Genomic DNA, 26,622 nt, shown 5'->3' on the forward strand with positions numbered 1-26,622 from the left:
CCGCGCGCCCCCCTGGGCTCAGCGGGCGCGCGACCACCCGTCGAGCCGCAGGCAGAGCCTGGCGCCGAGGCTGCCGACGAGCGAGGCCGCGAGGTCGAGCGGCGAGCAGTCCGCCGGGCGCTGCGGGAGCGTGGGAGTCACCGGGGTGCGCTCGTCCGTACGGCCGGACAGCAGCGAGCGGTAGACCGCGGACGCCCTCGGGTTCCAGCGGCACTGCCACACCCCGTGCGGGCAGTAGTCGGTCAGCGTGTTGTAGAGGGCTCCGTGCCGCTCCATCCAGTCGAGCATGCCCCGCATGTACTCCGCGTTGTCGCCGTTGCGGAACAGCCCCCACTCGGGATACGAGACGGGCTTGCCGTGGGCGCGGGCGAAGTCGACGTGCTCCTGGAGGCCGAGCGGCTCGGACACCTGCCGGTCGAAGGAGAGTCCGGCCGGCTGGTCGTAGGCGTCCATGCCGATGATGTCGACCGTGTCGTCCCCGGGGTAGCACTCCGTCCACGGAACGGCGTCCTTGCCCCGGGTGGGCGTGAAGTCGAACCGGAACCGCTGGCCCGGCACCGCGCGCATGGCGGTGACGATCCGGCTCCAGTACGTCTTCCAGGCCGCGGGGTCCGGCCCGCAGCGGTGGGTGTACGTGGTGCCGTTCATCTCCCAGCCGAGCACGATCACCGTGTCCGGCACCCCGAGTCCGACCAGCCGCTCGGCGAGGGCGCGGAAGTGGTGGTCGAAATCCCCGGCGGCGCCCCGCCGGAGCAGCTCGCGCACCTCGGCGTCGGAGACGCCCTCCTCGTTGCGCTCCAGCATGGGCACGTTGAGGACGAGCATCCGGTCGTCCTTCTCCCGCCGCCACTTCGCCCACACGTCGAGGAAGTCGGACGGGCCCTCGATGTTCCGCCACTGGTCACCCGGCAGATAGGTGTGTCCGACCCGCAGCTCGGCCCCGCCCAGCCAGGCGCTGAGCTGGGCGATCCGGGCCACACCCCGCGCACCGAAGTCGAGGTAGGCGCCGAAGGCGGGGGTGGGGTCGGCGGCCGGGACGGGAGACGACGGGGTGGGGGACGGGGTCGGGACGGAGGACGGGGTCGGGACGGGGGACGGGGTGGGAGCCACGACCGGGGCCGGGGACGTGGGGGGCGTGGACGCGGCGGTCGCCGGGGACTCCGGGGCTGCGGGGGGCACCGGCTGCGCGCTCTGCGCCGGCAGCGCGCCCGGCACCGGGACGGGGTCGGTGACGGCGAGTCCGGGACCGGACGCCAGTACCACCGACACCGCGGCCACCGCCGTGGCGACGGCGAGGGCCGGCCGTCGGGACCGGGCACATCGCTGCTGTGGGGCCATGCCGGCTCCTCCTCACTCACACGAGGTCGTGGGGGTCACGGGGATCACGGGGGATGCGGGGGTCACGGGGGATGCGGACGCCCTACTGACACGTAATCATATGAAAGTCACATAAAAAGGACCGCGTCGCCGCCGTTACGGCTTTCGAGTGCCCTCACTCGCCCGTACGGGCGACCCGGCCCCCACCACCACAGGAAGCGAACTGCCCGTGTCGCTGCTCGACACCCGCGTCCCCGCCGTACTGCTGCGGATCGACCGGAACCCCTTTCACCACGGAACACTCGGCGCCGTGCGCTCGCTCGGCCGGGCCGGGATCGATGTGCACGTGATCGCCGACGTGACGGGAAGCCCCGTGAGCAGGTCCCGTTTCGTACGTCAGTTGCATCCCCCGCCGCCGCCCGGCGCCACGCCCGCCGACATCGCCGCCGCCCTGCAGCGGGTGGCCGCCCGCATCGAACGCCCCGCCGTACTGATCCCGATGGACGACGCGGGCGCGGTCGCGGTGGCCCGGCTGCGCGAGGAACTGGCACCCTCCTACCTGCTGCCGCAGCAGCCCGGCGCGGTGCCCGAACGGGTCGCCGACAAGGCCGAGTTGGCCGCGCTGTGCGCCGCGGCGGACGTACCGCACCCCGAGACGGCCGTCCCCGACAGCGCCGAGCAGGCCGCCCGTGCCGCGGAACGCCTCGGGCTGCCGCTGGTGGCGAAGTGGAGCAGGCCCTGGCTGCTGCCGGCCGGCACCGGACTGCGCAGCACGGTCGTCGTGCGCTCCGTCCACGACGCACGCGAGCTGTATCTGCGGACGGCGGAAGCCGGCAGCCGGCTGCTGCTCCAGGCCTTCCTGCCGCCGGGCCCCGACCGGGACTGGTTCCTCCACGGGTACGCGGACCGCTCCGGGGAGCTGCGCGGCGGCGGGCCGGGGCGCAAGCTGTGCGCCTGGCCACGCGGGGCCGGGCTGACGGCGGTGGGCGAGTGGACCGAGAACCCGCAGGTCGGCTCGCTCGCCGAACGGCTCGTCGACACGCTCGGCTACCGGGGCATCCTCGACCTGGACTTCCGCCGGTGCGGCCGTACCGGCGCCTACCACCTGCTCGACTTCAACCCCCGTCCCGGTGCGCAGTTCCGGCTCTTCGCCGACGCGGCCGGGCTGGACGTCGTACGCGCCCAGCACCTGGATCTGACCCACCGTCCGCTGCCGGCCGGGGAGCCGGTGCCGGGGCGGACGTTCGTCGTCGAGAACTACGCGCCGCTCGCCGCGCTGCGCCCGGCCCCGCACGGCCGCGAACTGGCCTGGTCCGCCGGGGACGACCCCGCGCCCGGCCGTGCGATGCGGCGGCTGTGGTGCGCCCACGTCACCCGGCGCCTGCGGGACCGCCTCCCCCGCACCGCCCCCTCGGACCCCGGCCCGGCCGCCCTGCTCGCCCGGGTGCCCGCACCCGCGGCACCGCCCGCGGCGGAACAGACGGAACAGACGGAACAGACGGACGACGAGAAGGCGGGCAGCCGCTGACGGGGCCTGCGGGAACCGGGGGCGCGGGTGCCGGGCGCGAGGGCGTCCGGCACCCGGCGCGATCACTGACGGGATCCGGCCCGCCCTCGCCGGTACAGGACGGCGCCGCCCGCGATCAGCGCGGCGCTGACGCCCGTGGCGGCCAGCATCGCCTCACTGCCGGTGTGGGACAGCTCCGGCTTCTTGTGGGGCGGGTAGGAGTGCGACGGGTGGGTGTGCGACGGATAGGTGTGCTCCGGCGGGGTCGTGTGGGGTGGGTAGGTGTGCTCCGGCGGGGTGGTGTGCGGAGGCTTCGTGTGCGGGGGCTCGGTGTGGGGCGGGGTGGTGTGCGGCGGGGTGGTGTGCGGGGGCTTGGTGTGCGGCGGGGTGGTGTGCGGCGGGTGCGTGCCGTGGCTGGAGTCGTCGTCCCCGTGGGTGGGGCCGCCGTTGCCGTGGTCGCCGTAGCCGTCGTGGTCACCGTGGCCCGGCTTGTCGTGGTCACCGTGACCGGGCTTGTCGTGATCCCCGTGACCGGGCTTCCCGTGGTCGCCATGACCCGGCTTCCCGTGATCACCGTGACCGGGCTTCTCGTGACCCCCGTGACCGGGCTTCCCGTGGTCGCCATGACCGGGCTTCCCGTGGTCGCCGTGACCGGGGCTCTCCTCGCCGCCGTAGCCAGGCTTCTCGTGACCCCCGTGGCCGGGCTTCCCGTGGTCGCCATGGCCGGGCTTCCCGTGGTCGCCGTGACCGGGGCTCTCCTCGCCGCCGTAGCCGGGCTTCTCGTGGCTGCCGTGATAGGAGTCGTCGTCGCCGTAGCCTCGGTGGCCGGAGTTCTGGTCGCTGTACGACGGGGTGTCGTGGGTGGGGCTCGCGGGCTCGGCCTCCTGGGTCGCGTCGGGGGTGCTCAACACCACGCCCGGCGCACTCGTGGCCGTACCGTCCTCGTGCGTGTCGGCGACGGCTGCGCCACCGCCCAGGTACAGGATGCTCGTCGCGGCGGCGGCCGCGACCATCCCCTTTCTCAGGGTCTGTCGCACTCTCGTTGTCTTCCTGCTTGAAGAAGTGGGAAAAGCCGGCCCCGGAACGCGCGAAAGGTGTCCCGGAACCGGCCTCGGCCAGCCGTACGGCTGGGTGGCGGAGCGTCAGTCGTTGATGCAGAGGGTGCCGAAGGCCGGGTTCAACAGCCCGCCGCCGAACGAGTTGCCGCACACGTTGGTCTGGTGGTGGATCGGCACCTGGAACACGTTTCCGGACAGGAAGCCCGGCGAACCGATGGCAACACCGTGGGCCTCGGCATCGGCGAAGGCCGGAGCGGCGGCCCCACCCAGGGCCAGAACCAGACCGGCTACGACAGCAGCAGTCTTCTTCATGAAAATTCCCTTCTCTGCGGCCATGCCTCGTTGTCGGCCGGAACCGAGCGAGCGCATTCGGATCGGCTCGCACCATGACCCGCAGGCTGCACACGAGAGATTGACGGCCGGGGAAAGCGGCGAACGCGTGCGCTCGGGGTATTCACTCGAATGTCTTCATATAAAAAGCCGGACGGCCCGCACGCGCCGACACATTGCCTGTCGAGCACCCCTGCCGGATTCCTCTGAGGAATGAGCCATCGGAGTGAACAGCAGCAACCAAACCCGGCGGGAGAAGTTGCTCAGAGCGCTCCGATGGCCGGGGTTCATTCAGAAGGGAACCAGTAAGTGATCAAGAAGGTTCTGGCCACCGCCGCGGTTGCCGCTTCCGTCGTCGGCGCCTCCGCCGCCGTTGCGACTCCGGCGCTGGCGATCGGCAACGACAGCGGCACGACGTCCGCCAGCGGCAACGGAGCCCACCAGTCGTTCGGCAACTCGGCCACTTTCGGCAAGATGAGCCCCCAGATGGCGCTCATCCAGGGCTCCCTCAACAAGCCCTGCGTCGCCCTGCCCTCCAAGCTCAACACCGCCACGCTCACCGGCGAGGGCGGTGGCTTGCTCCTCCAGGACACCCCGATCCTGTCCGCCCCGCAGAACCAGCAGTGCGTCGAGAACTCCACCCAGGCCAAGGGCGACGAACCGCTGTCGCACATCCTGGACGACATCTCGCTCCTCGCGGGCAACGGCGTCGCCAACCACTGAGCCCCATGCGCTACGCCAATCGGGGCAAAATGCGCAACTCTCACCCGGGGTGGCGCGTTGACGATCACGCAGCTCCTCCCCGGGAGTCCGCTTTTCGAAAGGGAATGAACATGAAGAAGCTGTGGGCGACCGCGGCCGTCGCCGCGTCCCTGGCCGGTCTCGTCGTCGCCTCCGCGCCGCAGGCCCTGGCCATCGGCGACGACAGCGGCACGACGTCGGCCAGCGGCAACGGTGCCTCGCAGGAGTTCGGCAACTCGGCCACGTTCGGCGACATGAGCCCGCAGCTCTCGCTGATTCAGGGGTCGCTGAACAAGCCCTGTCTCGCCCTGCCCACCAAGACCAACATCGCCACGCTCGACGGCGGCGGCACGCTCCTCCAGGACACCCCGATCCTGTCCGCCGCGCAGAACCAGCAGTGCGTCGAGAACAGCACCCAGGCCAAGGGCGACGAACCGCTGTCGCACATCCTGGACGACATCGCGCTGCTCTCGGGCAACGGCGCGCAGAACGGCTGAGCCTCGTCAGTCCGACGTACCGCACGGCGGGTCACCGGTTCTCCGGTGGCCCGCCGTTCGTGTGGGTGAAGACAAGCGGACCTGCCGGGCCCAGCCGTCCGCTCAGCCGTCCGCCGGGACCGGATCGTCCCCGTCGCCTCCCTCGTACGGTTCGTCGAAGCCGCCGATGCGGGCCGCCTGGTCGATGGCCCGGGCGAGACGGGCCACGTCCTCGTCCTCGGTGCGGGCGGCCAGGGTGTGGGCGCGTTCGGACAGTTCGGCGAGGGAGGGGGCGTCGGGCAGCGGGGTCTCGGCGTGGCGCAGGGCGTCGGCGAAGTAGGCGGCGGTCGCCGTGACCTGCAAGCGGATGGGGGCCGCGGACAGTGAGTCGTACAGGGCGTCGGCCTTCAGGCTGCCGGAGGTCTCGTACGGGGTGCGGGTGTCGGGGTCGAGCCAGCGGACGGTGGCGGTGGCGAGGCGGCCCTCGGCGCCGGGCCGGGTACGGACGGCGTAGAGGGCGGTGACGGTGTGGCCGGGGCCGACCTCGCCGCCGTCGACCCGGTCGTCGCGGAAGTCGTCGTCGGCGACCGCGCGGTCGTCGTAGCCGACGAGACGGAAGTCGGCGACCGTCTCGGGGTCGAAGGCGACCTGGGCCTTGGCGTCGCGGGCGGTCAGCTCGATGTTCTGTGGGAGGTCGGTGCAGAACACCTCGCGGGCCTCGTCCTCGGAGGAGACGTAGGTGGTGTGGCCGTCGCCCTTGTCGGCGAGGCGTTCCATGAGGGCGTCGCCGTAGTCGCTGCCGACGCCGACGCCGAAGAGGGTGATGCCGTGCTCGCGGCGGTCGGTGTCGATGCGTTCCAGGATCGCGTCGGCGTCGGTGTCGCCGGTGTTGGCGAGGGCGTCGGAGACCAGGACGACCCGGTTGGTGGCGCCCCTGCGCAGGCCCTCCACGGCGGTGTCGTAGCCGGTCTCCACCCCGGCGCCGAGGTTGGTGGAGTCGTCGGGCTCCAGCCGGTCGATCGCGCCGTGGACGCGGGCGCGGTGGTCGCCGAGGCGGGTCATCGGCAGGACGGTCTCGGCGTCGGCGCTGAAGGTGACGAGGGCGACGGAGTCGTCGTCGCGCAGTTGGTCGGTCATCGTGTCCAAGGCGTGCCGGGCGAGGTCCAGCCGGCCCGGTTCGGCCATAGAGCCGGAGACGTCGACGACGAAGGTGAGGGCGGCGGGCGGGCGTTCGCTCTCGTCGGCGGCGGCTCGGGTGGCGAGGCCGACGCGGACCAGGGACCAGTCGTGGTCGCCGGTGCGGGCGCCGTCGACGGTGACCGAGAAGCCGTTGCCGTCGGGGCGTTCGTAGTCCTGGCGGAAGCTGTTGACGAACTCCTCGGGGCGGACCGTCGACGGGTCGGGCAGCGCGCCGTCGACGAGGGTGCGGCGGGCGTAGCCGTAGGAGGCGGTGTCGACGTCGAGGGCGAAGGTGGAGAGGTGGTCGGGGGCGGCCTCGTCGCCGTCCACTTCTGTGGCGGGTGCGCTCGGTGCCGGGAAGGCCTCGCTGCGGGCCGCTCTGTCCGAGGCCGCGCCGCTGCTGTCGGAGTCGCCGGCGCCGCAGCCGGTGAGCAGCAGTGCGGCGGCGAGGGTGAGCAGTGCCGGTGTGCGGTGGGTTTTCATCGTCCGTGCCCCCTGTGTCCGTCGATTTCTGTGACTGTGACGGGGCAGGGGGCCGGAACGTGCGGTACGGGAGGTTGCGGACCGGTCTCGAATCGGTCTAAGACACGATGTCCTTGCGGGCGAACCCCCGGAAGGCCAGGGCGAACAGGACGACGGCGTAGGTCACGGAGACGGCGGTGCCCTGGAGCATGCCGGACCACTCGGGGTTGGGCTGGACGGCGTCGGCCCAGGCGAACTGCCAGTGCGCGGGCAGGAAGTCGCGCCAGTCGCCGAGGGCGGTGACGGCGTCCAGGACGTTGCCGATGATGGTCAGTCCGACCGCGCCGCCGACCGCGCCGAGGGCGGCGTCCGTCTTCGTCGACAGCCAGAACGCGAGCCCGGCGGTGACCAGTTGGGACACGAAGATGTAGCCGACGACGACCACCAGCCGCTGCGCCGCCGTGACGGAGTCCAGCGTGCCGCCGGTGGGCAGTTCCAGCGGTCCCCAGCCGTAGGCGGCGGTGCCGACGGCGAGGGCGACGACCGGCAGCAGGATCATCGCGGCCAGGCTGAGCGTGAGACCGACGACGAGCTTGGACCACAGCAGCCGGGCCCGGGGCACGGGCGCGGCGAGCAGATAGCGCAGGGAGGACCAGCCGGCCTCGGAGGCGACCGTGTCCCCGCAGAACAGGGCGACGGGGATGACCAGCAGGAAGCCCGCCGACACGAACAGGTTGACGGCGGCGAAGTTGCCGGCGGACGCGGTGGCCGTGTCCATCAGGGTCACCTGGTTGTTGCGGCCGCCGGGCTCGCCGCCGATGGCGAAGGCGATGAGCAGGACGAACGGCAGGGCGGCGAGGATGCCGCCCATGACGATCGTGCGGCGGCGCTTGAGCTGGCGGACCAGCTCGACGCGCAACGGCAGGGTGCGGCCTGCCTGGTAGCCGGAGGCGACCTCGGTGAGCGTGCTCATGCGGAACCCCCGATCAGGGTGAGGAAGGCGTCCTCCAGGCGGCGGTGCGGGCCGACCGACTGGACGGGGACGTCCAGCCGGACGAGTTCGGCGACCAGGCGCTGGGCGCTGCCGCCGGCGTCGAGCCGTACGAGCAGGCCGTCGTCGGTGCGGTCCGCCGAGGCGATGCCGGGCAGCGCGGCCACCTTCTCCAGGACGGGCTCCTCCACGGGGGTGGCGGTGCCGACGAGGAGGGTGTCGCCGGAGCCGACGATCGCGCCGACCGGTCCGGCCTGGACGAGCCGGCCCCGGTCCATGACCACGAGGTGGGTGCAGGACTGTTCGACCTCCGCCAGCAGATGGCTGGAGACGATCACCGTGCGTCCGGCGGCCGCGTACCGGATCATCACCTCGCGCATCTCGCGGATCTGCGGCGGGTCGAGTCCGTTGGTCGGCTCGTCGAGGATCAGCAGGTCGGGCAGGCCCAGCATGGCCTGGGCGATGGCGAGGCGCTGGCGCATGCCCTGGGAGTACGTCCGTACGGCGCGGGCCAGGGCGTCGCCGAGCCCGGCGATCTCCAGGGCCTCTTCCATGTGGGCGTCCTCGGCGGGGCGGCCGGTGGCCTTCCAGTACAGCTCCAGGTTCTCCCGGCCGGTGAGGTGCGGCAGGAAACCGGCGCCCTCGACGAAGGAGCCGACCCGGGACAGGACGGGGGCGCCTGGGCGGACGGCGTGACCGAACACGCGGATCTCGCCCTCGTCGGGCTTGATCAGGCCCATCAGCATGCGCAGGGTGGTCGTCTTGCCGGCGCCGTTAGGGCCGAGGAGGCCCAGCACCTGGCCCTTCTCCACCTGGAAGGAAAGCTCACGGACGCTGTAGCGGTCGCCGCCCGCGTACTTCTTGCTCAGGCCGGCGATCTGCAGCGGGACCTCGGCGAGTTCCGGGTCGGGAGCCGGCATCGCGGTGCGGCGGCGGCCGGTGAGCAGGAGCAGCAGGGCGACGGCCGCGCCCGCGAGGGGCAGCCACCACACCCAGGACGGGAGCGGGGCGGCGGCGGTCGTGACTCCGGGTGCCGTCGGAACCCGCAGCTCGCTCTTCACGGAGACCGTGTACGTCGCCGGGGCGGCCGGGGAGGCGTAGCCGAGGTCGGTGGAGGCGAGGACCAGGCTCAGCCGGTGGCCCTCCTCGATGTCGTGGTCGATCGCCGGGAGGGTGATCGTGACGTCCTTGCCCGCCTTGGCATCCTCGACGCGGATCGGGGAAACCAGCTGGGAGGGGAGCTGCCGGCTGCCGTCGGGTCCGACATCGTACACCTTGGCGAAGAGGACGGCCTCGTCGCTGGTGGACTTCACCCGGACGGTGACCGTCGGGGCGCCGGTGATCCGCAGCTCGCCGCTGACGGGCGCGGACTCGAAGGCGGCGTACTGGCCGGGGAAGTCGAGCGAGACGCCGACGCCGAACGCGGAGAGCTGGCCGAGGCCGGTGCCGCCGAGGCCGGGCAGGGCGGAGATGGCGGGCGGGCTGGCGCCGGCGGGGTTGTCGAAGGACTGCTCGCGGCCGGTGAGCGTGATGCTCCTCCGGTCGCCCTCCAGGCCGGGGTAGCTGTCACCGCTCGCGCCGCGCAGCGGGACGGTCCCGTCGGTGGAGTCGACGCCTCCGGTGCGGGTGACTCGGAAGGCGGGCCCGGTGTCGACGCTCTTCTCACCCTTGAGGTAACGGTCGAACCAGTCGGTGACGCGGGCCTGGACGCGGCTGGTCTCCAGATCACCACCATCATGGCCACCCGCGATCCAGTCGACGTCCACGGGGGCGCCGTTGGCCTTGATCGCCTTCTCGGCGGCGTCCGCCTGGGCGAGGGTGAACAGGGAGTCGGCCTGGCCCTGCACCAGCAGGGTGGGGACCTTGATGCGGTCGGCGACGGCGGACGGCGAGCGTTCGTCGAGCATGGCGCGGGCGGCGGCGTCCGGGGTGCCGGACTCGGCGACCCGCTGGTACATCGCGCACAGCGCGGCCTCGAACTTCTCGCACCCGCCCGCGGTGTTGAAGAAGATCCCGGTCCACAGCTTCTTGAACACGCCGTCGGGGAACAGGGCGTCCGCGAGGTTCCAGTACGTGATCGAGGGCGCGATGGCGTCGACCCGGTCGTCGTACCCGGCGGCGAGCAGGGAGATCGCGCCGCCGTACGAGGCACCGGCCACGCCGACGCGCGGGTCGCCCTTCTTGTCCAGCTGGACCTGGGACTGCGCGGCGAGCCAGTCGATCAGCTGGGAGACGTCGGCGACCTCGCCCTTCGGGTCGTTCAGCCCGATCTTGCCGGTGGACTTGCCGAAGCCGCGCGCCGACCAGGTAAGGACCGCGTACCCGTCGCGGGCGAGCTCCTCGGCCTGCTGCCGTACGTCGTCCTTGGTGCCGCCGAAGCCGTGTCCGAGGAGGACGGCGGGGCGGCGGCCGGAGCCGCCGGAGGTGAAGAAGGAGGTGTCCAGGCGTACGCCGTCCACGGACATCACCTGATCGCTGTGGCGCACCGCGGGCCGGTCGTCGTCATCGGCGACGGCCGTCCACGTACCGGCACCGGCGAGTACGACGACGGCGGCCGCGGCGGTGAGAAGCCGTCGCGGCCGCCGTGGTCCTCGCAGACCGGGCAGTCGAAGATCCATGCTTCAACGGTACGGGGTCAACCTGTCGGACAGTTGTCGACCGCAGACCGAACTCCACACCCTCCCAGGGATGTACGTGACCCCTCGTACGTACACCAGGCGCGGTATCAGGCGTGCCCGTCCCTCCGGGAACTCACCCGGGACGGGCTCAGTGGTTGCGCGGGAAACCAAGGTCCACGCCTGCCGGGGCGTCGGCCGGGTCGGGCCAGCGGGTGGTGACGACCTTGCCTCGGGTGTAGAAGTGGGTGCCGTCGTTGCCGTAGATGTGGTGGTCGCCGAAGAGGGAGTCCTTCCAGCCGCCGAAGCTGTGGTAGCCGACGGGGACCGGGATCGGGACGTTCACGCCGACCATGCCGGCCTCGATCTCCAGCTGGAAGCGGCGGGCGGCGCCGCCGTCCCGGGTGAAGATCGCGGTGCCGTTGCCGAACGGGGAGCTGTTGATGAGGGCCACGCCCTCTTCGTACGTGTCCACTCGCAGGACGCAGAGGACCGGGCCGAAGATCTCGTCCTGGTAGGCCTTCGCGGTCGTCGGGACCTTGTCGAGGAGCGAGATGCCGATCCAGTGGCCGTCCTCGAAGCCGTCCACCGTGAAGCCGGTGCCGTCGAGGACCACCTCGGCGCCCTCGGCGGCCGCGCCCGTGACGTAGGAGGCCACCTTGTCGCGGTGGACGGCCGTGATGAGCGGGCCCATCTCGGAGGTGGGGTCGTTACCCGGGCCGATCTTGATCTTCTCCGCGCGCTCGCGGATCTTCTCCACCAGTTCGTCGCCGATCGTGCCCACGGCCACGACCGCCGAGATCGCCATGCAGCGCTCGCCCGCCGAGCCGTAGGCCGCCGAGACAGCCGCGTCGGCGGCCGCGTCCAGGTCGGCGTCCGGGAGGACCAGCATGTGGTTCTTGGCGCCGCCCAGGGCCTGGACGCGCTTGTGGTTCGCGGAGGCGGTGGTGTGGATGTAGCGGGCGATGGGGGTCGAGCCGACGAAAGACACCGCCTTGACGTCCGGGTGCTCCAGGAGGCGGTCCACCGCCACCTTGTCGCCGTGGACGACGTTGAAGACGCCGTCGGGGAGACCGGCCTCCGCGAGCAGTTCGGCGATCTTGATGGAGGCCGACGGGTCCTTCTCGGACGGCTTCAGCACGAACGTGTTGCCGCACGCGATGGCCATCGGGAACATCCACATCGGGACCATCGCCGGGAAGTTGAACGGCGTGATGCCGGCGACCACACCGAGCGGCTGGCGGATGGACGAGACGTCCACGCGGCTCGCTACCTGCGTGGACAGCTCGCCCTTCAGCTGCACGTTGATGCCGCAGGCCAGGTCCACGATCTCCAGGCCGCGGGCCACCTCGCCGAGCGCGTCGCTGTGCACCTTGCCGTGCTCGGCGGTGATCAGCTCGGCGATCGCGTCGCGGTTGGCGTCCAGCAGGGCGCGGAAGCGGAACAGGATCTCCGTGCGCCTGGCCAGCGAGGACTGGCCCCACGAGACGTACGCGTCCTTGGCGGCCGCGACCGCCGCGTCGACCTCGTCGACCGTCGCGAACGCGACCTTGGTGGTGACCGCGCCGGTCGCCGGGTCCGTGACCGGACCGAACGTGCCCGACGCGCCTTCGACGGTCTTGCCGCCGATCCAGTGGTTGACGATCTTCGTCATGACCGAGTACTCCTTCACAGATGGCGGCGTCGGGTGGAGACGTGCCGTTCGTACAGCTCTCGTGCCTTCACCGCGGACGGTCGGGTCGCGGTCTCGGCGACAGGTACATCCCACCAGGCCTGCGCGGGCGGCGGGCCCGACACAGTGTCGGCCGTTTCGGTCTCCACGTAGACACAAGTGGGAGTGTCGGCGGCGCGCGCCTCGGCGAGGGCCTCGCGCAGCTCGCGGACGGTTTTCGCGCGCAGGACGCGCATGCCCAGGCTCGCCACGTTCGCGGCCAGGTCGACGGGGAGCGGCGCACCGGTGAAGGTGCCGTCCTGCGCGGTGAAGCGGTAGGCGGTGCCGAACCGCTCACCGCCGACGGACTCCGAGAGCCCGCCGATCGAGGCGTAGCCGTGGTTCTGCACGAGCAGGATCTTGATCGCGATCCCCTCCTGCACGGCCGTCACGATCTCCGTCGGCATCATCAGATACGTGCCGTCGCCGACCAGCGCCCAGACGTTCCGCTCGGGCGCGGCCATCTTCACTCCGATGGCCGCCGGGATCTCGTACCCCATGCAGGAGTAGCCGTACTCCAGGTGGTACTGGTCCCGGGAGCGGGCCCGCCACAGCTTGTGCAGATCTCCGGGGAGCGAACCGGCCGCGTTGATGATCACGTCCGACTCGTCGGCGAGAGCGTCGAGCGCGCCGAGGACCTGCGGCTGCGTCGGGCGTACGTCGGGCTCTTCGGCCTCGTAGCAGGCGTCGACGCGCTGCTCCCAGCGCTCCTTGTCCTCCGTGTACTCGGTGACGTACGCGTCCGCGACGCGGTGCTTGTGCATGCGGAGGGCCGCGGTCAGCTCCGACAGGCCGCTGCTGGCGTCCGCGATCAGCGGGATGCCGGCGAGCTTGTGGCCGTCGTAGGGGGCGATGTTGAGGTTGAGGAAGCGGACTCCCTCGCCCTGGAACAGGGTGTTGGAAGCGGTGGTGAAGTCGGTGTAGCGGGTGCCGACGCCGATGACCAGGTCCGCGGTGCGGGCGAGTTCGTCGGCGGTGGCGGTGCCCGTGTGGCCGACGCCGCCCACGTCCTGGGGGTGGTCGTGGCGCAGGGAGCCCTTGCCGGCCTGGGTGGAGGCGACCGGGATGCCGGTGGTCCCGGCGAACTCGGCGAGGGCCTCCTCGGCGCGGCTGTGGTGGACACCGCCGCCCGCGACGATCAGGGGGCGCTTCGCCGAGCGGATCACCCGGACGGCCTCGGCGAGCTCGGTCGGGTCGGCGCCCGGGCGTCGTACGACCCAGGTGCGCTCGGCGAAGAACTCGTCCGGCCAGTCGTACGCCTCGGCCTGTACGTCCTGCGGCATCGCGAGGGTGACCGCGCCCGTCTCCACGGGGTCGGTGAGGACCCGCATGGCCTGGAGGGCGGCCGGGATCAGGGCCTCCGGGCGGGTGATCCGGTCGAAGTACTTCGACACCGGGCGCAGCGAGTCGTTGACCGACACGTCGCCGGCGTACGGCACCTCCAGCTGCTGGAGCACCGGGTCGGCGACGCGGGTCGCGAAGATGTCGCCGGGCAGCAGCAGGACCGGGAGGTGGTTGACGGTGGCCAGGGCGGCACCGGTGACCAGGTTGGTCGCGCCGGGGCCGATGGACGTCGTCACCGCGTGGGTGGAGAGGCGGCCCGACTGGCGGGCGTAGCCGACCGCCGCGTGCACCATCGACTGCTCGTTGCGGCCCTGGTGGAACGGCATGTCGGCGCCGTACTCGATCAGCGCCTGGCCGAGGCCGGCCACGTTGCCGTGGCCGAAGATGCCCCAGGTCGCGCTGATGAGGCGCTGCCGTACGCCGTCGCGTTCGGTGTACTGGGCGGCGAGGAAGCGGACGAGCGCCTGGGCGACCGTAAGCCTGGTGGTCGTCATCGGTAACCCCCTGTGCTCTCAACGTGGGCCGGGTGGAAGCAGATCCGCCACTCGCGGGTCTCTCCGGGGCCCGCCATGACGTTCAGGTAGTACATGGCGTGGCCGGGCTGGGCGATCGACGGGCCGTGCCAGCCGTCGGGGACGAGGACGGCGTCACCGGAACGGACCTCGGCGAGGACGTCGGATCCGCCCTCGCGGGAGGGGGACACGCGCTGGTAGCCGAAGCCGTGCGGTCCGTCGATCTCGAAGTAGTAGATCTCCTCGAGCTCGGCCTCCTCGCCCGGCCGGTGCTCGTCGTGCTTGTGCGGCGGGTACGAGGACCAGTTGCCGCCGGGCGTGATCACCTCGACGGCGATCAGCCTGTCGCAGTCGAAGGCGTCGGCGGAGGCGAAGTTGCGCACATGACGCAACTGGGTGCCGCTGCCGCGCTCTTCGACGGGGACCTCCGGCGCGGGGCCGTAGCGGGCGGGGAGTTGTCGCTCGCACTTCGCTCCTGCCAGGGCGAAGCGGCCTCCCGCGCCGGAGGCGATCGTGACCCGGGCGTCTCGGGGAACGTACGCGAAGTCAGAGACCGACGCGAACACGCTTTCCCTGCCCAGGAGTTGGAACTCGTTTTCTTCTGTTTGCACCGTACATCCGCCTTCGAGCGGAAGCACGATCCACTCACTCTCACCGGTGGTGAAGGAGTGGCTGCCGCCCGGCTCCAGTGCGACGATCCGCAGACTGCTGTAGGTCCAGCCGGCCCGCTTCGGGTCGATGGCGAGGACGTGGTCGGCGTCGGCGGTGGTGCCCTTCGGCACGTACAGGTCGTTGCTCATGCGGCCCTCACAGCAGTCCTACGGCGGTGTCCACGGCGGCGGCCACGTCCCCGTCCGCCGGGTACAGCAGCGAACGGCCGACCACCAGGCCCCGGACGGTGGGGAGTTGCAGCGCCCCGCGCCACTTCTCGTACGCCCCGGCTTGCTCCTCTGCGGACGCGCCCACCTCGCCGCCGAGGAGGACGGCCGGGAGGGTGGAGGTCGCCATGACCTCGGCCATGTCGTCGGGGTTGTCGGTGACCGGGACCTTCAGCCAGGTGTAGGCGGAGCTGCCGCCCAGGCCGGAGGCGATGGCGATCGACCTGGTGACGGCCTCGGCGGAGAGGTCGTTCCCGACCTTGCCCTCGGGGGTGCGCCGGCTGATGAACGGCTCGACGAACAGCGGCAGTCTGCGGGCCGCCATGTCGTCGATGGCGCGGGCGGTGGTCTCCATGGTGGTGAGGGAGCCCGGGTCGTCGTAGTCGATACGAAGGAGCAGTTTCCCGGCGTCGAAGTTCAGCCGCTCGATGTCCTCGGCGCGGTGGCCGGTGAAGCGGTCGTCGAGCTCGAACACCGAGCCCTGCAGGCCGCCCCGGTTCATCGAGCCCATGACGACCTTGCCGTCGAGGGCGCCGAGGAGGAGCAGGTCGTCGAGGATGTCGGCGGTCGCGAGGACACCGTCCACGCCGGGGCGGGACAGCGCCAGGATCAGGCGTTCCAGCAGCTCGGCGCGGTTGGCCATGGCCAGCTTGTCGCCGCCGACGCCGAGCGCGCCCCGGGCGGGGTGGTCGGCGGCGACGATCATCAGCCGGCCGTTGTCGCCCAGCAGCGGGCGGCGGGGGCGGCGGGCGGCGGCCTCGGCGATCGCCTCGGGGCGCTCGGCGCGCAGCCGGACGAGTTCGGAGACGTCGACGGTCACAGGACGGCACCCGCCTCTACGGCGGCCTCGATCTCGTCGACGGTCGGCATCGCGGAGGAGCACTCCAGGCGGGAGGCGACGATCGCGCCGGCCGCGTTGGCGTGCCGCATGGTCTTCTCCAGGTCCCAGCCGGCGAGCAGACCGTGGCAGAGGGAGCCGCCGAAGGCGTCGCCCGCGCCGAGGCCGTTGAGGACGTTCACCGGGAGCGGCGGGACCTCGGCGGACTCGCCCTTGCTGTTGACGGCCAGGACACCCTTGGGGCCCTGCTTGACGACGGCCAGCTCGACGCCCGCGTCCAGCAGCGCCTGCGCGGCGGCCCGCGGCTCGCGCACGCCGGTGGCGACCTCCACCTCGTCGAGGTTGCCGACCGCGACGGTGGTGTGCTTGAGGGCCTCGGCGTAGAAGGGGCGGGCCGCGTCCGGGTCGGTCCAGAACATCGGGCGCCAGTCGAGGTCGAAGACCGTGGTGCCGGCCTTGGCGCGGTGCGCGAGGGCGGCGAGGGTCGCCGTACGGCTGGGCTCCTCGCTCAGGCCCGTACCGGTGATCCAGAAGATGCCGGCCGCGCGGATGGCGTCGAGGTCCAGCTCATGGGCGTCGATCTCCAGGTCCGGAGCCTTGGGCCGACGGTAGAAGTACAGCGGGAAGTCGTCCGGCGGGAAGACCTCGCAGAAGGTGATCGGCGTCTGCAGGCCCGGCACCGGGGTGACGTAGCGGTCGTCGACGCCGAAGCCGCGCAGGGCCTCGTGGAGGTAGGTGCCGAAGGGGTCGTCGCCGGTGCGGGTGATCACGGCGGTGGAGCGGCCGAGCCGGGCCGCGGCCACCGCGACGTTCGACGCCGAGCCGCCCAGGAACTTCCCGAAGGACGTGACCTGCGGGAGCGGCACACCCGTCTGCAGCGGATAGAGGTCCACCCCGATCCGCCCCATGGTGATCAGGTCGTACGCCATCGTGTTCCCTTCGTGTCGGCTCTCACGGTGTTGTAGTCCGGGCCGACGCACCCTGTCAATAGTTTGTCCAGACATTCGGACCAGGCCTTGACACCCCTCCCCGGAGACCTCACTCTGGCGCCCATGACGTCGTTGTCACCTCAGTCCTCACTTTCCCGCATCCGGATCGGATCGGCCCCCGACAGCTGGGGTGTCTGGTTCCCGGACGACCCCGTACAGGTCCCCTGGCAGCGCTTCCTCGACGAGGTCGCGCAGTCCGGCTACGAGTGGATCGAGCTGGGCCCCTACGGCTATCTGCCGACCGACCCGGCCGTCCTCACCGAGGAGACCGCCAAGCGGGGCCTGAAGGTGTCCGCCGGCACGGTCTTCACCGGGCTCCACCACGGCGAGGCCGTGTGGGACAAGACCTGGGCGCATGTCGCGGACAACGCGGTGCTCGCCCAGGCGATGGGGGCGAGGCATCTCGTCGTCATCCCGTCCTTCTGGCGGGACGACAAGACCGGCGAGGTGCTGGAGTCCGACACCCTGACGCCCGAGCAGTGGCGCAACCTCACCTCGCTGACCGAGCGGCTCGGCAAGGAGGTGCGGGAGCGGTACGGGCTGCAGATCGTCGTCCATCCGCACGCCGACACCCACATCGACAGCGAGGAGAACGTCGTCCGGTTCCTGGACGGCACCGACTCCGACCTCGTGTCGCTGTGCCTGGACACCGGGCACTACGCGTACTGCGGCGGGGACAGCGTGAAGCTGATCGAGACGTACGGGTCGCGGATCGGGTACCTCCACCTGAAGCAGGTGGACCCGGAGATCCTCGCCGACGTGAAGGCCAAGGGGACGCCGTTCGGGCCGGCCGTGGCCCAGGGTGTGATGTGCGAGCCCCCTGCCGGGGTGCCTGCGCTGGGACCTGTGCTGGAGGCGGCGGGGAAGCTGGACGTGGACCTGTTCGCGATCGTGGAGCAGGACATGTACCCGTGCGAGCCGGACGCTCCGCTGCCGATCGCGCAGCGTACGCGGGCGTTCTTGAGGTCGTGCGGGGCGTAGACGCGCCTGCTGGGGTGCCGGGTTCTGTGCGTGCGCGCGTGCGGGTTTGTGGGGGCTGGTCGCGCAGTTCCCCGCGCCCCTGGGCATGCTGCCGCTGGCGTAGGACCATGGGTGCCCATGACTGCTCGCGCGGTACGCACCCGGTCCGGGCAAGGACCCGGGGGATCCTGGGAGTTCGCCAGTGCGGCTCCCCATCCCCGGTTGCGGCCCGGGGTGATGAGTTATCGCGGGATCCGGCTTGCCCTGAACCGGCCCCGGCGGCGGCTCGAGACGCCCATCGGGGCCTCGGCCCTGTTGCTGGGGTTCGATCAGCCCGTGCGGATCACTCGGGCCGGGCGGGATCCGGACACCTTGGTGTCCGCGTACTGCGCGCCCACCACCACGCCCGCCGTCGGGGAGCACGGGGGGCGGATATCGGGGGTCGAGGTGTTGTTGGCGCCCTGGGCCGCTTTCACTTTGTTCGGGACGCCGCAGCACGAACTCGTCAACCGGACCGTCGACCCCGACGACCTGCCGCACTCCCTGGCCACACCCCTGCGGGAACTCGCCGCCGCGCTCGCCTCCCTGCCCGGCTGGGCGGAACGGTTCGGGCTGCTGGACGAGGTGTTGGCCCGGTGGTGGCAGGCGGGGGTGCCCAGTTCGGAGCGGGTGGTGCGGGCCTGGTCGCTGCTGGTGCGGACGGCCGGTGCGATACCCGTGCCCCGGCTGGCCGAGGAGGTCGGCTGGAGCGTACGGCACCTGGAGAGCCGTTTCCGGGAGCAGATCGGGCTCGGCCCGAAGGCGGCGGCCCGGGTGCTGCGGCTGCAACGCGCCCGTCGGCTGCTGGTGGACGGGCGGAGCGCCGCCGAGACCGCGGCCCTGTGCGGCTTCTACGACCAGGCCCATCTCAGCGGTGAGTTCAAGGCGATGACGGGCTGTACGCCGAGAGAGTTCGCGCAGGCCAGACAGGTGCCGGTGCCGGTGTCCCCGGCGGCGGACCGGATGAGCGGGGAGGCCACCAGTCTGGTGCTGCCGGCCCGGCCGGGCGATTGGTCCGGACCGGGTGCGCATTTTTCCAAGACCCGGCGGGTTGGCTGAATACAGGCTGGGGTCCTGCCAGTTGATCCGGTTGTCCAGGGGGATGGCGGAGAACGGGGAGGGGCCGGGCCTGTCGCAGCGGGCCCGGCCCGCCCCTGTCGACGGCCCCCGGGGTGTCGGCGCCCCGGGGGTCTTTACCCACGCGCCTGTCGACTGCCTTCGCACCTGTCGAGCGGCTTCGCGCCTGTCAACGCGCCACTCTCACAGGCTCCTCGCGTATCTCTGCGTCACATCTGTCACAAAGGCTCCCTTCTTGTCACACATGTCACGCGTAAGCTGGGTTTGTGTCACACACGGTCAACAGCTGCAGTCGCGCGGTCACTCTGCGTCGTTCGCCGGGCACAGGCTTGATGATCGCCAGCGCAGCGCCGGGCTCCCCACGGCGGCCTCCCGGCCGCCACCCCCGCTCGCGCGGGGAGGTGCAGCTCATGACCGACCGAAGGCTCTGGTCGTACAAGGAGATCGCGGCGCACATCAGGGTGCAGCCGGACACCGTACGGTCCTACCGCAAGCACGGCCTCCTCCCCCCGCCCGACCGCGTCGACAGCGGCAAGCCCTACTGGTACGCCGCCACCGTCCGCGCCTGGGCCGCCGCCCGGCCGGGCAACCGAGGGCGCAGATCCAGCTGACCCCCTCTGTCCTCAGTTCCACGGCTCGATGACCGTGACCCCGGCCCCCGGCGCCGTCCCCATCGCGGCCAGCGCCCGCGGTACGGCGTCCAGGGTGATCGTGGAGGTCACCAGGAGGTCGGGGCGCAGCACGCCCGCCCGTACCGCCTCCAGCATCGCGGGGTAGGTGTGCGCGGCCATGCCGTGGCTGCCGAGGATCTCCAGCTCCAGGGCGATGGCGCGGGCCAGCGGGACGGGGGTCGTACCCTCGGGCGAGGGCAGCAGGCCGACCTGGATGTGCCGGCCACGGCGGCGCAGTCCGTTCACCGAGGCCGCGCAGGTGACCGGGGAACCGAGGGCGTCGAGGGAGAGATGGGCGCCGCCGCCGGTGAGGTCACGGACCGCCGCCGCCGTGTCCGTCACCTCCGTGGCGTCCACACACTCGGCCGCGCCGAACGTCCGCGCCAGCTCCAGCGCCCTGGGCGACACGTCCACCGCGACCACCCGGGCCCCGCTCGCCGCCGCGATCATCACCGCGGACAGGCCCACTCCCCCGCAGCCGTGCACCGCCACCCACTCCTCCGCCGCGACCCGGCCCTGGTGCACGACCGCCCGGAACGCGGTGGCGAACCGGCAGCCGAGGGAGGCGGCGGCGCGGTGGGGCAGCTCGTCCGGGAGCGCGACGAGGTTCACGTCGGCGTGGTCCAGCGCCACGTACTGGGCGAAGGAGCCCCACTGCGTGAAGCCGGGCTGGGTCTGGCGCTCGCACACCTGGTGGTCGCCGGCCGAGCAGGACGGGCAGCTTCCGCAGCCGCAGACGAAGGGGACGGTGACCCGGTCGCCGGGGCTCCAGCGGGTGACCCCGGCGCCGGTCTCCTCGACGACTCCGGTCAGTTCATGGCCGGGGACGTGCGGGAGGGTGATGACGGGGACGTGGCCCGTCCAGCCGTGCCAGTCGCTTCGGCAGAGGCCGGTGGCTTCGACTCGTACGACCACTCCGTGGGCTGCGGGGCGAGGGTCGGGTAACTCACGTACGTCAGCGAGTTCGCCGTACCTCTCGAAGACCACCGCTCGCATCTGCGCTCCCCTCGCCGATTCGTCTGTGGGTACATCGTGGCCGGTCGCTCCCCCGCTACCCGGCCCCTTCGGCCACCGCCCCCTCCTCCGGACGACCGCCCCGGACTGCGGCTCCGGACATACCTACATAAAGTGCCGGTAAATCCGCTCCGGGTGACCGTCCCCGCCCGGACGACCCTTGACGACGAGGGGATTCGCCGTGACCCACTCCCCGCCGCCCGGCGCACCCCGGGCCCGTATCCCCGGACCGCAGCAGCCCCCTCCGCCGCCCCCGCGGATCCGGGCCGGGTTGTGGAAGCGCTGCCTGGGCGGCGGGCTGCTGCTGTGGGCGCTCACCGCGCTGGTCACGTACGCCACCGCGAACACCGCCCTGCTGCCGACCCCGATCCTGCTCGGCGGCTTCCTCGTCCCGGTCTGTTTCGTGCTGTGGGCGTACGAGCGGCACGGCCGTGACCTGGGCGTCAGCCTGATCCTGGGCTGCTTCCTGACCGGCGGCACGCTGGGGGTGCTGGGCGCGTCGCTGATGGAGTACCACCTGCTGCGCCCCTCGCTGTGGATGTTCGTCGGAGGGGGACTCGTCGAGGAGGCGGCGAAGCTCGGCGCGCTGATGTTCGTGGTGCGCCGGCGGACCCGGCTGCGGGGGCTGCGGGCGGGTGTGGTGCTGGGTGCGAGCGTCGGCTTCGGCTTCGCGGCGATGGAGAGCGCCGGGTACGCCTTCGAGGCGGCCCTCTCGACCGTCGGCATGGACCTCGGCGCGCTGCTGGAGACGGAGATCCTGCGCGGCGTGCTCGCCCCGTTCGGGCACGGGCTGTGGACGGCGGTCGCGGGCGGGGTCCTGCTGGAATACCGCCGCCCGAACGGGCGCTTCCAGTTCGCCGCGCCCGTCGTCGGCACCTGTGTCGGCGTCGCGCTGCTGCACGCTCTGTGGGACTCCACGCACGGGATCGCGATCTGGCTGGTGGCCCGGCTGACCGCCGGCGGCCTGGACAAGCGGCTCTTCGCCGAGGGGTACCTGCCGCGGCCGACCACCGAGCAGCAGCATCTGTTCACGCTGTTCTCGGTCTGCGGACTGGTGCTCGTGGCGCTGCTCGGGGCGGCCTGGGTGCGCTCGCTGGCACGCCAGGATCCTTCTTGGAGAAATACCCCCTAGGGGTATAGTGTGGGGTTACTGGGAGACCTCCCTGGTCCCCTTCGGCCCCACCCGCCTCCCCGAGGAGTACGACATGACCGCATCGACCGACACCGCGGGCTCCGTCACCACCGTCTACAAGGTGAACGGCATGAGCTGCGGCCACTGCGAAGGCGCCGTCTCCGGCGAGATCTCCGAACTGCCCGGGGTCGCCTCGGTCAAGGCGGTCGCCACCACCGGTGAGGTCACCGTCGTCTCCGCGACCGACCTCGACGACGAGGCCGTGCGCGCCGCCGTCGACGAGGCCGGTTTCGAGCTGGCCGGCCGGGCCTGACCCGAGCACCCCCTACGGCCATGACAAGCAGCACCGCCACCGACGCGCCGATAGTCGCCCCGGCCACCCCGACCACCCCGACCACCGAGGTCGAACTGCTGATCGGCGGGATGACCTGCGCCTCCTGCGCGTCCCGCGTGGAGAAGAAGCTCAACCGGATGGACGGCGTGACCGCGACGGTCAACTACGCCACGGAGAAGGCGAAGATCGCCTATCCGCCCGGGACCGAGGTCGCCGACCTGATCGCGACCGTGGTGAAGACGGGCTACACGGCAGAGGAACCCGTCCGTGAGGAGCCCGCCGCGGAGCAGGCCGGGGCGGCCGCCGAGAGCGACCCCGAGCTCTCGGCCCTGCGCCACCGGCTCCTCGTCTCCCTCCTCCTCTCGGCGCCCGTCGTACTGCTCGCGATGGTTCCGTCGCTGCAGTTCGACTCCTGGCAGTGGCTGTCACTGACGCTCGCCGCGCCCGTCGTCGTCTGGGGCGGCGCGCCGTTCCACCGGGCCGCCTGGACGAACCTGCGGCACGGCACCGCCACCATGGACACCCTCGTCTCGGTGGGCACACTGGCCGCCTTCGGCTGGTCCCTGTGGGCGCTGTTCCTGGGCGACGCGGGCATGCCCGGGATGCGGCACCCGTTCGAACTCACCGTCTCCCGCACGGACGGCGCCTCCACGATCTATCTGGAGGTCGCCGCCGGCGTCACCGCGTTCATCCTGCTCGGCCGCTATCTGGAGGCCCGCTCCAAGCGGAGCGCGGGGGCGGCGCTCAGGGCACTGATGGAACTGGGCGCCAAGGACGTCTCCGTGCTGCGCGACGGGCGCGAGACCCGGATCCCGGCCGACCGGCTGGCCGTCGGCGACCGGTTCGTCGTTCGGCCCGGGGAGAAGATCGCCACGGACGGCACGGTCGTCGAGGGCGTCTCGGCGGTCGACGCGTCGATGCTGACCGGCGAGTCCGTGCCGGTGGACGTCGGGCCGGGCGACTTCGTCACCGGCGCGACCGTGAACGCCGGCGGGCGGCTGGTCGTCGAGGCGACCCGGATCGGCGCCGACACCCGGCTCGCCCGGATGGCGCGGCTCGTCGAGGACGCGCAGAACGGCAAGGCCGAGGTGCAGCGGCTCGCCGACCGGATCGCGGGCGTGTTCGTACCCGTGGTCCTGGTGATCGCCACCGCCACCTTCGGCGGCTGGCTCGGCGCCACCGGGGACACCGTCGCCGCGTTCACCGCGGCCGTCGCCGTGCTGATCATCGCCTGCCCGTGCGCGCTCGGGCTCGCCACACCGACGGCCCTCCTGGTCGGCACCGGGCGCGGCGCCCAGCTCGGCATCCTCATCAAGGGACCCGAGGTCCTGGAGTCCACCCGCCGCGTCGACACCGTCGTCCTCGACAAGACGGGCACCGTCACCACCGGCCGGATGACCCTCCAGGACGTGTACGTCGCGGACGGCGCGGACGAGACCGAGCTGCTGCGGCTCGCGGGCGCCCTGGAGCACGCCTCCGAACACCCGGTCGCCCGCGCGGTGGCCGCTGGCGCGGAGGAACGGGCCGGGGAGCTGCCGGCGGCCGAGCACTTCGAGAACGTTCCCGGACGGGGCGTACGAGGACGCGTGGAGGGGCGCGAGGTGGCCGTGGGGCGGCTCTTCGAGGACCTTCCGCAGCAGCTGGCCCGCGCCAAGGACGAGGCCGAGCGGGGCGGTCGTACAGCCGTCGTCGTCGGCTGGGACGGAGCGGCGCACGGGGTCCTCGTGGTCGCCGACGCGATCAAGGAGACCAGCGCCGAGGCGGTGCGCGAGCTGCGCGCGCTGGGGCTCACGCCGGTGCTGCTGACCGGGGACAACCGGGCGGTGGCCGAGGCGGTCGCGGCGGCCGTCGGGATCGACGAAGTGATCGCCGAGGTGCTGCCCGAGGACAAGGTCGACGTCGTACGGCGGCTGCAGGGCGAGGGACGGGTCGTCGCGATGGTCGGCGACGGCGTGAACGACGCGGCCGCGCTCGCCACCGCCGATCTGGGGCTCGCCATGGGCACCGGCACGGACGCGGCGATCGAGGCGAGCGATCTGACGCTGGTGCGCGGGGACCTGCGGGTGGCGGCGGACGCCATCCGGCTCTCGCGGCGGACCCTGTCCACGATCAAGGGCAATCTGGTGTGGGCGTTCGGCTACAACGTGGCCGCGCTGCCGCTGGCCGCCGCCGGACTGCTCAACCCGATGATCGCGGGGGCCACGATGGCCTTCTCGTCGGTCTTCGTCGTGACGAACAGTCTCAGGTTGCGCACGTTTGACTGAGACCCCCTGGAGTCCTGCGCGAGCCTCACATAAGCTCTTCACAAGGCTCGCGCATCATCCTTACGCTGGGGCCTCGCTCGCCGTATCCGGGCTCTTGCGCATCTAACGGACATATGCAAGAGACACAGATCACAGTGATGTGAAGGTAACCACCGAAGGGGTTCGAAGGTCTAAGTTGACGGTGTCGGGAAGCGTCTTGGGGGGCGCCGACCGGCATCTGGGGATGTCTTGGGGGACTTCCTCAGAGATGCGTTGCCGGGGCACGTACACCGGGAAGCTTTGAGCGGCCCTCCCAGCGTGCGCGTCCCGGCAGATCGCACACGTGGTAGTACGGCGGGTTCTGCCCGTTGTGCTCAACCGCAGGCACGACAACTGCACAACAACCGCACATCGACACAGCGAATTCAGGCGCTGTCCTCATAAACGCCCGGCCGGATCCCGTGGGGGGAATCCGCACCGGGACATGGGAAGGCGCCCTGGTCGTCGGCCCGTGGGGGGACTGACGTCAGGGCGCCTTCCGCTTTGCCGGCGCGGGGGCGTTTTCGGGTGCGGGTGCGCGGGGGGCGTTCGCGCCCACGCGGCGGTAGCCGCAGATCGACACAGCCCCGCGCCCCTTAAGTGGGACCAGTCGACGCACCTCAGGGGCGCGGGGAACTGCGCGACCAGCCACGAACCACCCGCACCCGACAAACGAACCGTCGGCGGGGGAACCCGTACGGCCCCCCGCCGGAGGCGGACGCGTCAGCGCTGCTCGACCGGCACGAAGTCGCGCTCGACCACGCCCGTGTAGATCTGACGGGGACGGCCGATACGGGAGCCGGGCTCCTTGATCATCTCGTGCCACTGGGCGATCCAGCCCGGAAGACGGCCGAGAGCGAACAGGACCGTGAACATCTCGGTCGGGAAGCCCATCGCGCGGTAGATCAGACCCGTGTAGAAGTCGACGTTCGGGTACAGGTTGCGCGAGACGAAGTACTCGTCGGAGAGCGCGTGCTCCTCGAGCTTCAGGGCGATGTCCAGCAGTTCGTCGGACTTGCCGAGCGCGGAGAGGACGTCGTGCGCGGCGGACTTGATGATCTTGGCGCGCGGGTCGAAGGACTTGTAGACGCGGTGGCCGAAGCCCATCAGACGGACGCCGTCCTCCTTGTTCTTCACCTTGCGGATGAAGGAGTCGACATCGCCGCCACCCGCCTGGATTCCCTCCAGCATCTCCAGCACGGACTGGTTGGCACCGCCGTGCAGCGGACCCCAGAGCGCGGAGATACCGGCGGAGATCGACGCGAACATGTTCGCCTGGGAGGAGCCGACCAGACGGACCGTCGACGTCGAACAGTTCTGCTCGTGGTCGGCGTGCAGGATCAGCAGCTTGTCCAGGGCCGAGACGACGACCGGGTCCAGCTCGTAGTCCTGCGCCGGCACCGAGAACGTCATGCGCAGGAAGTTCTCGACGTAGCCGAGGTCGTTGCGCGGGTAGACGAACGGGTGACCGATCGACTTCTTGTACGCGTACGCGGCGATCGTCGGAAGCTTGGCGAGCAGACGGATCGTGGAGAGGTTGCGCTGCTTCTCGTCGAACGGGTTGTGGCTGTCCTGGTAGAAGGTGGACAGCGCGGAGACCACCGAGGACAGCATCGCCATCGGGTGGGCGTCGCGCGGGAAGCCCTTGTAGAAGTTCTTGACGTCCTCGTGCAGCAGGGTGTGCTGCGTGATGTCGTTCTTGAAGACGCTCAGCTCGTCGACCGTCGGCAGCTCGCCGTTGATCAGCAGGTAGGCGACCTCAAGGAAGGTCGACCGCTCCGCGAGCTGCTCGATCGGGTAGCCGCGGTACCGGAGGATCCCCTGCTCGCCGTCGAGGTACGTGATGGCGGATTTATAGGCGGCGGTGTTGCCGTAGCCGCTGTCCAGGGTCACCAGACCGGTCTGGGCGCGGAGCTTCCCGATGTCGAAGCCCTTGTCGCCGACGGTGCTGTCGATCACCGGGTAGGTGTACTCGCCGTCGCCGTACCGCAGTACTACAGAGTTGTCGCTCACGTCATCCCTCACCGACGTTGTGCCTCTTCTTCGAGGTTGCCCTGACTGTCTCTACCCTCCCCCATTTGGCGCAGGAGAGTGCACTCGGGGTCGACCAATGGGCTTATCGACGGCACTCAGTGCCGCCAACTTGCTCATCCTGCCGCCTTCGT

At 71.4% G+C, this 26,622-nt stretch carries 22 protein-coding genes; 9 read left to right on the forward strand and 13 right to left on the reverse strand.

All coding sequences use genetic code 11. The annotated features are described in order from the left end of the window. Positions 1–18 precede the first annotated feature (18 nt). Positions 19–1,338 (reverse strand): glycosyl hydrolase, encoded by a 1,320-nt coding sequence (locus ACLZN2_RS17335; RefSeq protein WP_416979375.1) that lies wholly within the window; start codon positions 1,336–1,338, stop codon positions 19–21. A gap of 208 nt (positions 1,339–1,546) precedes the next feature. Between ACLZN2_RS17335 and ACLZN2_RS17340 the strand changes: the two genes are divergently transcribed. Beyond that, positions 1,547–2,845, forward strand: coding sequence for an ATP-grasp domain-containing protein (locus ACLZN2_RS17340; protein WP_416979423.1), 1,299 nt, complete (start codon positions 1,547–1,549; stop codon positions 2,843–2,845). Positions 2,846–2,907: 62 nt separating this feature from the next. Here the strand turns inward: ACLZN2_RS17340 and ACLZN2_RS17345 are convergent, their stop codons facing one another. Then, positions 2,908–3,861, reverse strand: coding sequence for a hypothetical protein (locus tag ACLZN2_RS17345; RefSeq protein ID WP_416979376.1), 954 nt, complete (start codon positions 3,859–3,861; stop codon positions 2,908–2,910). Between the two features lie 105 nt (positions 3,862–3,966). Further along, entirely contained in the window at positions 3,967–4,218 is a 252-nt protein-coding gene (locus tag ACLZN2_RS17350) for a chaplin (RefSeq protein ID WP_416979377.1), read from the reverse strand. 303 nt (positions 4,219–4,521) lie between these two features. Between ACLZN2_RS17350 and ACLZN2_RS17355 the strand changes: the two genes are divergently transcribed. Together ACLZN2_RS17355 and ACLZN2_RS17360 are read left to right on the forward strand one after the other, a co-directional pair. Beyond that, a complete protein-coding gene (locus ACLZN2_RS17355) occupies positions 4,522–4,935 on the forward strand; it encodes a rodlin (protein WP_416979378.1) in 414 nt (137 codons plus the stop codon). Between the two features lie 110 nt (positions 4,936–5,045). After that, complete coding sequence (locus ACLZN2_RS17360; RefSeq protein ID WP_416979379.1) at positions 5,046–5,450, forward strand: rodlin; 405 nt, start codon at positions 5,046–5,048, stop codon at positions 5,448–5,450. 102 nt (positions 5,451–5,552) lie between these two features. On the opposite strand, the gene ACLZN2_RS17365 is transcribed toward ACLZN2_RS17360, so the two are convergent. The 8 genes from ACLZN2_RS17365 to iolC form a co-directional block, all read right to left on the reverse strand. Further along, positions 5,553–7,091 (reverse strand): YfbK domain-containing protein, encoded by a 1,539-nt coding sequence (locus ACLZN2_RS17365; RefSeq protein WP_416979380.1) that lies wholly within the window; start codon positions 7,089–7,091, stop codon positions 5,553–5,555. A 97-nt stretch (positions 7,092–7,188) separates the two neighbouring features. Continuing rightward, positions 7,189–8,043 (reverse strand): ABC transporter permease, encoded by an 855-nt coding sequence (locus ACLZN2_RS17370; protein ID WP_416979381.1) that lies wholly within the window; start codon positions 8,041–8,043, stop codon positions 7,189–7,191. Next, positions 8,040–10,679: an alpha/beta fold hydrolase gene (locus ACLZN2_RS17375; protein ID WP_416979382.1), complete on the reverse strand. Its 2,640-nt coding sequence runs from the start codon at positions 10,677–10,679 to the stop codon at positions 8,040–8,042. The genes ACLZN2_RS17370 and ACLZN2_RS17375 overlap by 4 nt, the downstream gene beginning before the upstream one ends. A 148-nt stretch (positions 10,680–10,827) precedes the next feature. Then, complete coding sequence (gene mmsA / locus ACLZN2_RS17380; protein WP_416979383.1) at positions 10,828–12,330, reverse strand: CoA-acylating methylmalonate-semialdehyde dehydrogenase; 1,503 nt, start codon at positions 12,328–12,330, stop codon at positions 10,828–10,830. Positions 12,331–12,344: 14 nt separating this feature from the next. Then, positions 12,345–14,225, reverse strand: coding sequence for a 3D-(3,5/4)-trihydroxycyclohexane-1,2-dione acylhydrolase (decyclizing) (gene iolD / locus ACLZN2_RS17385; protein WP_416979384.1), 1,881 nt, complete (start codon positions 14,223–14,225; stop codon positions 12,345–12,347). Next, on the reverse strand, positions 14,222–15,043 hold the full coding sequence (gene iolB / locus ACLZN2_RS17390; RefSeq protein ID WP_416979385.1) for a 5-deoxy-glucuronate isomerase: 822 nt from the start codon (positions 15,041–15,043) through the stop codon (positions 14,222–14,224). Before iolB ends, iolD begins: the two co-directional genes overlap by 4 nt. A 7-nt stretch (positions 15,044–15,050) precedes the next feature. Next, the gene (locus ACLZN2_RS17395; RefSeq protein WP_416979386.1) at positions 15,051–15,941 is read right to left on the reverse strand and encodes a deoxyribose-phosphate aldolase; all 891 of its coding nucleotides are present in this window, start codon (positions 15,939–15,941) and stop codon (positions 15,051–15,053) included. Then, on the reverse strand, positions 15,938–16,888 hold the full coding sequence (gene iolC / locus ACLZN2_RS17400) for a 5-dehydro-2-deoxygluconokinase (protein WP_416979387.1): 951 nt from the start codon (positions 16,886–16,888) through the stop codon (positions 15,938–15,940). The genes ACLZN2_RS17395 and iolC overlap by 4 nt, the downstream gene beginning before the upstream one ends. 123 nt (positions 16,889–17,011) lie before the next feature. Between iolC and ACLZN2_RS17405 the strand changes: the two genes are divergently transcribed. The 3 genes from ACLZN2_RS17405 to ACLZN2_RS17415 all read left to right on the forward strand — a co-directional run bounded on the left by ACLZN2_RS17405 (position 17,012) and on the right by ACLZN2_RS17415 (position 19,635). After that, positions 17,012–17,929, forward strand: a complete 918-nt coding sequence (locus ACLZN2_RS17405; RefSeq protein ID WP_416979388.1) for a sugar phosphate isomerase/epimerase family protein — start codon at positions 17,012–17,014, stop codon at positions 17,927–17,929. Positions 17,930–18,145: 216 nt separating this feature from the next. Further along, positions 18,146–19,006: a helix-turn-helix domain-containing protein gene (locus ACLZN2_RS17410; RefSeq protein ID WP_416979424.1), complete on the forward strand. Its 861-nt coding sequence runs from the start codon at positions 18,146–18,148 to the stop codon at positions 19,004–19,006. 428 nt (positions 19,007–19,434) lie between these two features. Beyond that, positions 19,435–19,635 (forward strand): MerR family DNA-binding transcriptional regulator, encoded by a 201-nt coding sequence (locus ACLZN2_RS17415; RefSeq protein ID WP_416979389.1) that lies wholly within the window; start codon positions 19,435–19,437, stop codon positions 19,633–19,635. Between the two features lie 12 nt (positions 19,636–19,647). Here ACLZN2_RS17415 and ACLZN2_RS17420 read toward each other — a convergent pair whose 3' ends face one another. Then, positions 19,648–20,691 carry a zinc-dependent alcohol dehydrogenase family protein gene (locus tag ACLZN2_RS17420; RefSeq protein WP_416979390.1) on the reverse strand — a complete coding sequence of 348 codons (1,044 nt, stop codon included), beginning with the start codon at positions 20,689–20,691 and terminating at the stop codon, positions 19,648–19,650. Positions 20,692–20,890: 199 nt separating this feature from the next. Here ACLZN2_RS17420 and ACLZN2_RS17425 point away from each other — a divergent pair, with 199 nt between their 5' ends. The 3 genes from ACLZN2_RS17425 (at position 20,891) to ACLZN2_RS17435 (ending at position 24,439) form a co-directional block, all read left to right on the forward strand. After that, positions 20,891–21,841 carry a PrsW family intramembrane metalloprotease gene (locus ACLZN2_RS17425; RefSeq protein WP_416979391.1) on the forward strand — a complete coding sequence of 317 codons (951 nt, stop codon included), beginning with the start codon at positions 20,891–20,893 and terminating at the stop codon, positions 21,839–21,841. Positions 21,842–21,914: 73 nt separating this feature from the next. Continuing rightward, positions 21,915–22,154, forward strand: coding sequence for a heavy-metal-associated domain-containing protein (locus ACLZN2_RS17430; RefSeq protein WP_416979392.1), 240 nt, complete (start codon positions 21,915–21,917; stop codon positions 22,152–22,154). A gap of 20 nt (positions 22,155–22,174) precedes the next feature. Further along, a complete protein-coding gene (locus ACLZN2_RS17435; RefSeq protein WP_416979393.1) occupies positions 22,175–24,439 on the forward strand; it encodes a heavy metal translocating P-type ATPase in 2,265 nt (754 codons plus the stop codon). Positions 24,440–25,180: 741 nt separating this feature from the next. Here the strand turns inward: ACLZN2_RS17435 and ACLZN2_RS17440 are convergent. Beyond that, positions 25,181–26,470 carry a citrate synthase gene (locus ACLZN2_RS17440; RefSeq protein WP_416979394.1) on the reverse strand — a complete coding sequence of 430 codons (1,290 nt, stop codon included), beginning with the start codon at positions 26,468–26,470 and terminating at the stop codon, positions 25,181–25,183. Positions 26,471–26,622: the final 152 nt, after the last annotated feature.

The sequence above is a fragment of the Streptomyces sp. T028 genome (assembly GCF_048159505.1).
Taxonomy (GTDB): domain Bacteria; phylum Actinomycetota; class Actinomycetes; order Streptomycetales; family Streptomycetaceae; genus Streptomyces.

Coding starts and splice junctions, on each gene's coding strand:
- ACLZN2_RS17335 (WP_416979375.1), bottom strand. CDS start 1,338: ATGGCCCCACAGCAGCGATGTGCCCGGTCCCGACGGCCGGCCCTCGCC.
- ACLZN2_RS17350 (WP_416979377.1), bottom strand. CDS start 4,218: ATGGCCGCAGAGAAGGGAATTTTCATGAAGAAGACTGCTGCTGTCGTA.
- ACLZN2_RS17360 (WP_416979379.1), top strand. CDS start 5,046: ATGAAGAAGCTGTGGGCGACCGCGGCCGTCGCCGCGTCCCTGGCCGGT.
- ACLZN2_RS17365 (WP_416979380.1), bottom strand. CDS start 7,091: ATGAAAACCCACCGCACACCGGCACTGCTCACCCTCGCCGCCGCACTG.
- ACLZN2_RS17370 (WP_416979381.1), bottom strand. CDS start 8,043: ATGAGCACGCTCACCGAGGTCGCCTCCGGCTACCAGGCAGGCCGCACC.
- ACLZN2_RS17375 (WP_416979382.1), bottom strand. CDS start 10,679: ATGGATCTTCGACTGCCCGGTCTGCGAGGACCACGGCGGCCGCGACGG.
- mmsA (WP_416979383.1), bottom strand. CDS start 12,330: ATGACGAAGATCGTCAACCACTGGATCGGCGGCAAGACCGTCGAAGGC.
- iolD (WP_416979384.1), bottom strand. CDS start 14,225: ATGACGACCACCAGGCTTACGGTCGCCCAGGCGCTCGTCCGCTTCCTC.
- iolB (WP_416979385.1), bottom strand. CDS start 15,043: ATGAGCAACGACCTGTACGTGCCGAAGGGCACCACCGCCGACGCCGAC.
- iolC (WP_416979387.1), bottom strand. CDS start 16,888: ATGGCGTACGACCTGATCACCATGGGGCGGATCGGGGTGGACCTCTAT.
- ACLZN2_RS17405 (WP_416979388.1), top strand. CDS start 17,012: ATGACGTCGTTGTCACCTCAGTCCTCACTTTCCCGCATCCGGATCGGA.
- ACLZN2_RS17410 (WP_416979424.1), top strand. CDS start 18,146: ATGAGTTATCGCGGGATCCGGCTTGCCCTGAACCGGCCCCGGCGGCGG.
- ACLZN2_RS17415 (WP_416979389.1), top strand. CDS start 19,435: ATGACCGACCGAAGGCTCTGGTCGTACAAGGAGATCGCGGCGCACATC.
- ACLZN2_RS17420 (WP_416979390.1), bottom strand. CDS start 20,691: ATGCGAGCGGTGGTCTTCGAGAGGTACGGCGAACTCGCTGACGTACGT.
- ACLZN2_RS17430 (WP_416979392.1), top strand. CDS start 21,915: ATGACCGCATCGACCGACACCGCGGGCTCCGTCACCACCGTCTACAAG.
- ACLZN2_RS17435 (WP_416979393.1), top strand. CDS start 22,175: ATGACAAGCAGCACCGCCACCGACGCGCCGATAGTCGCCCCGGCCACC.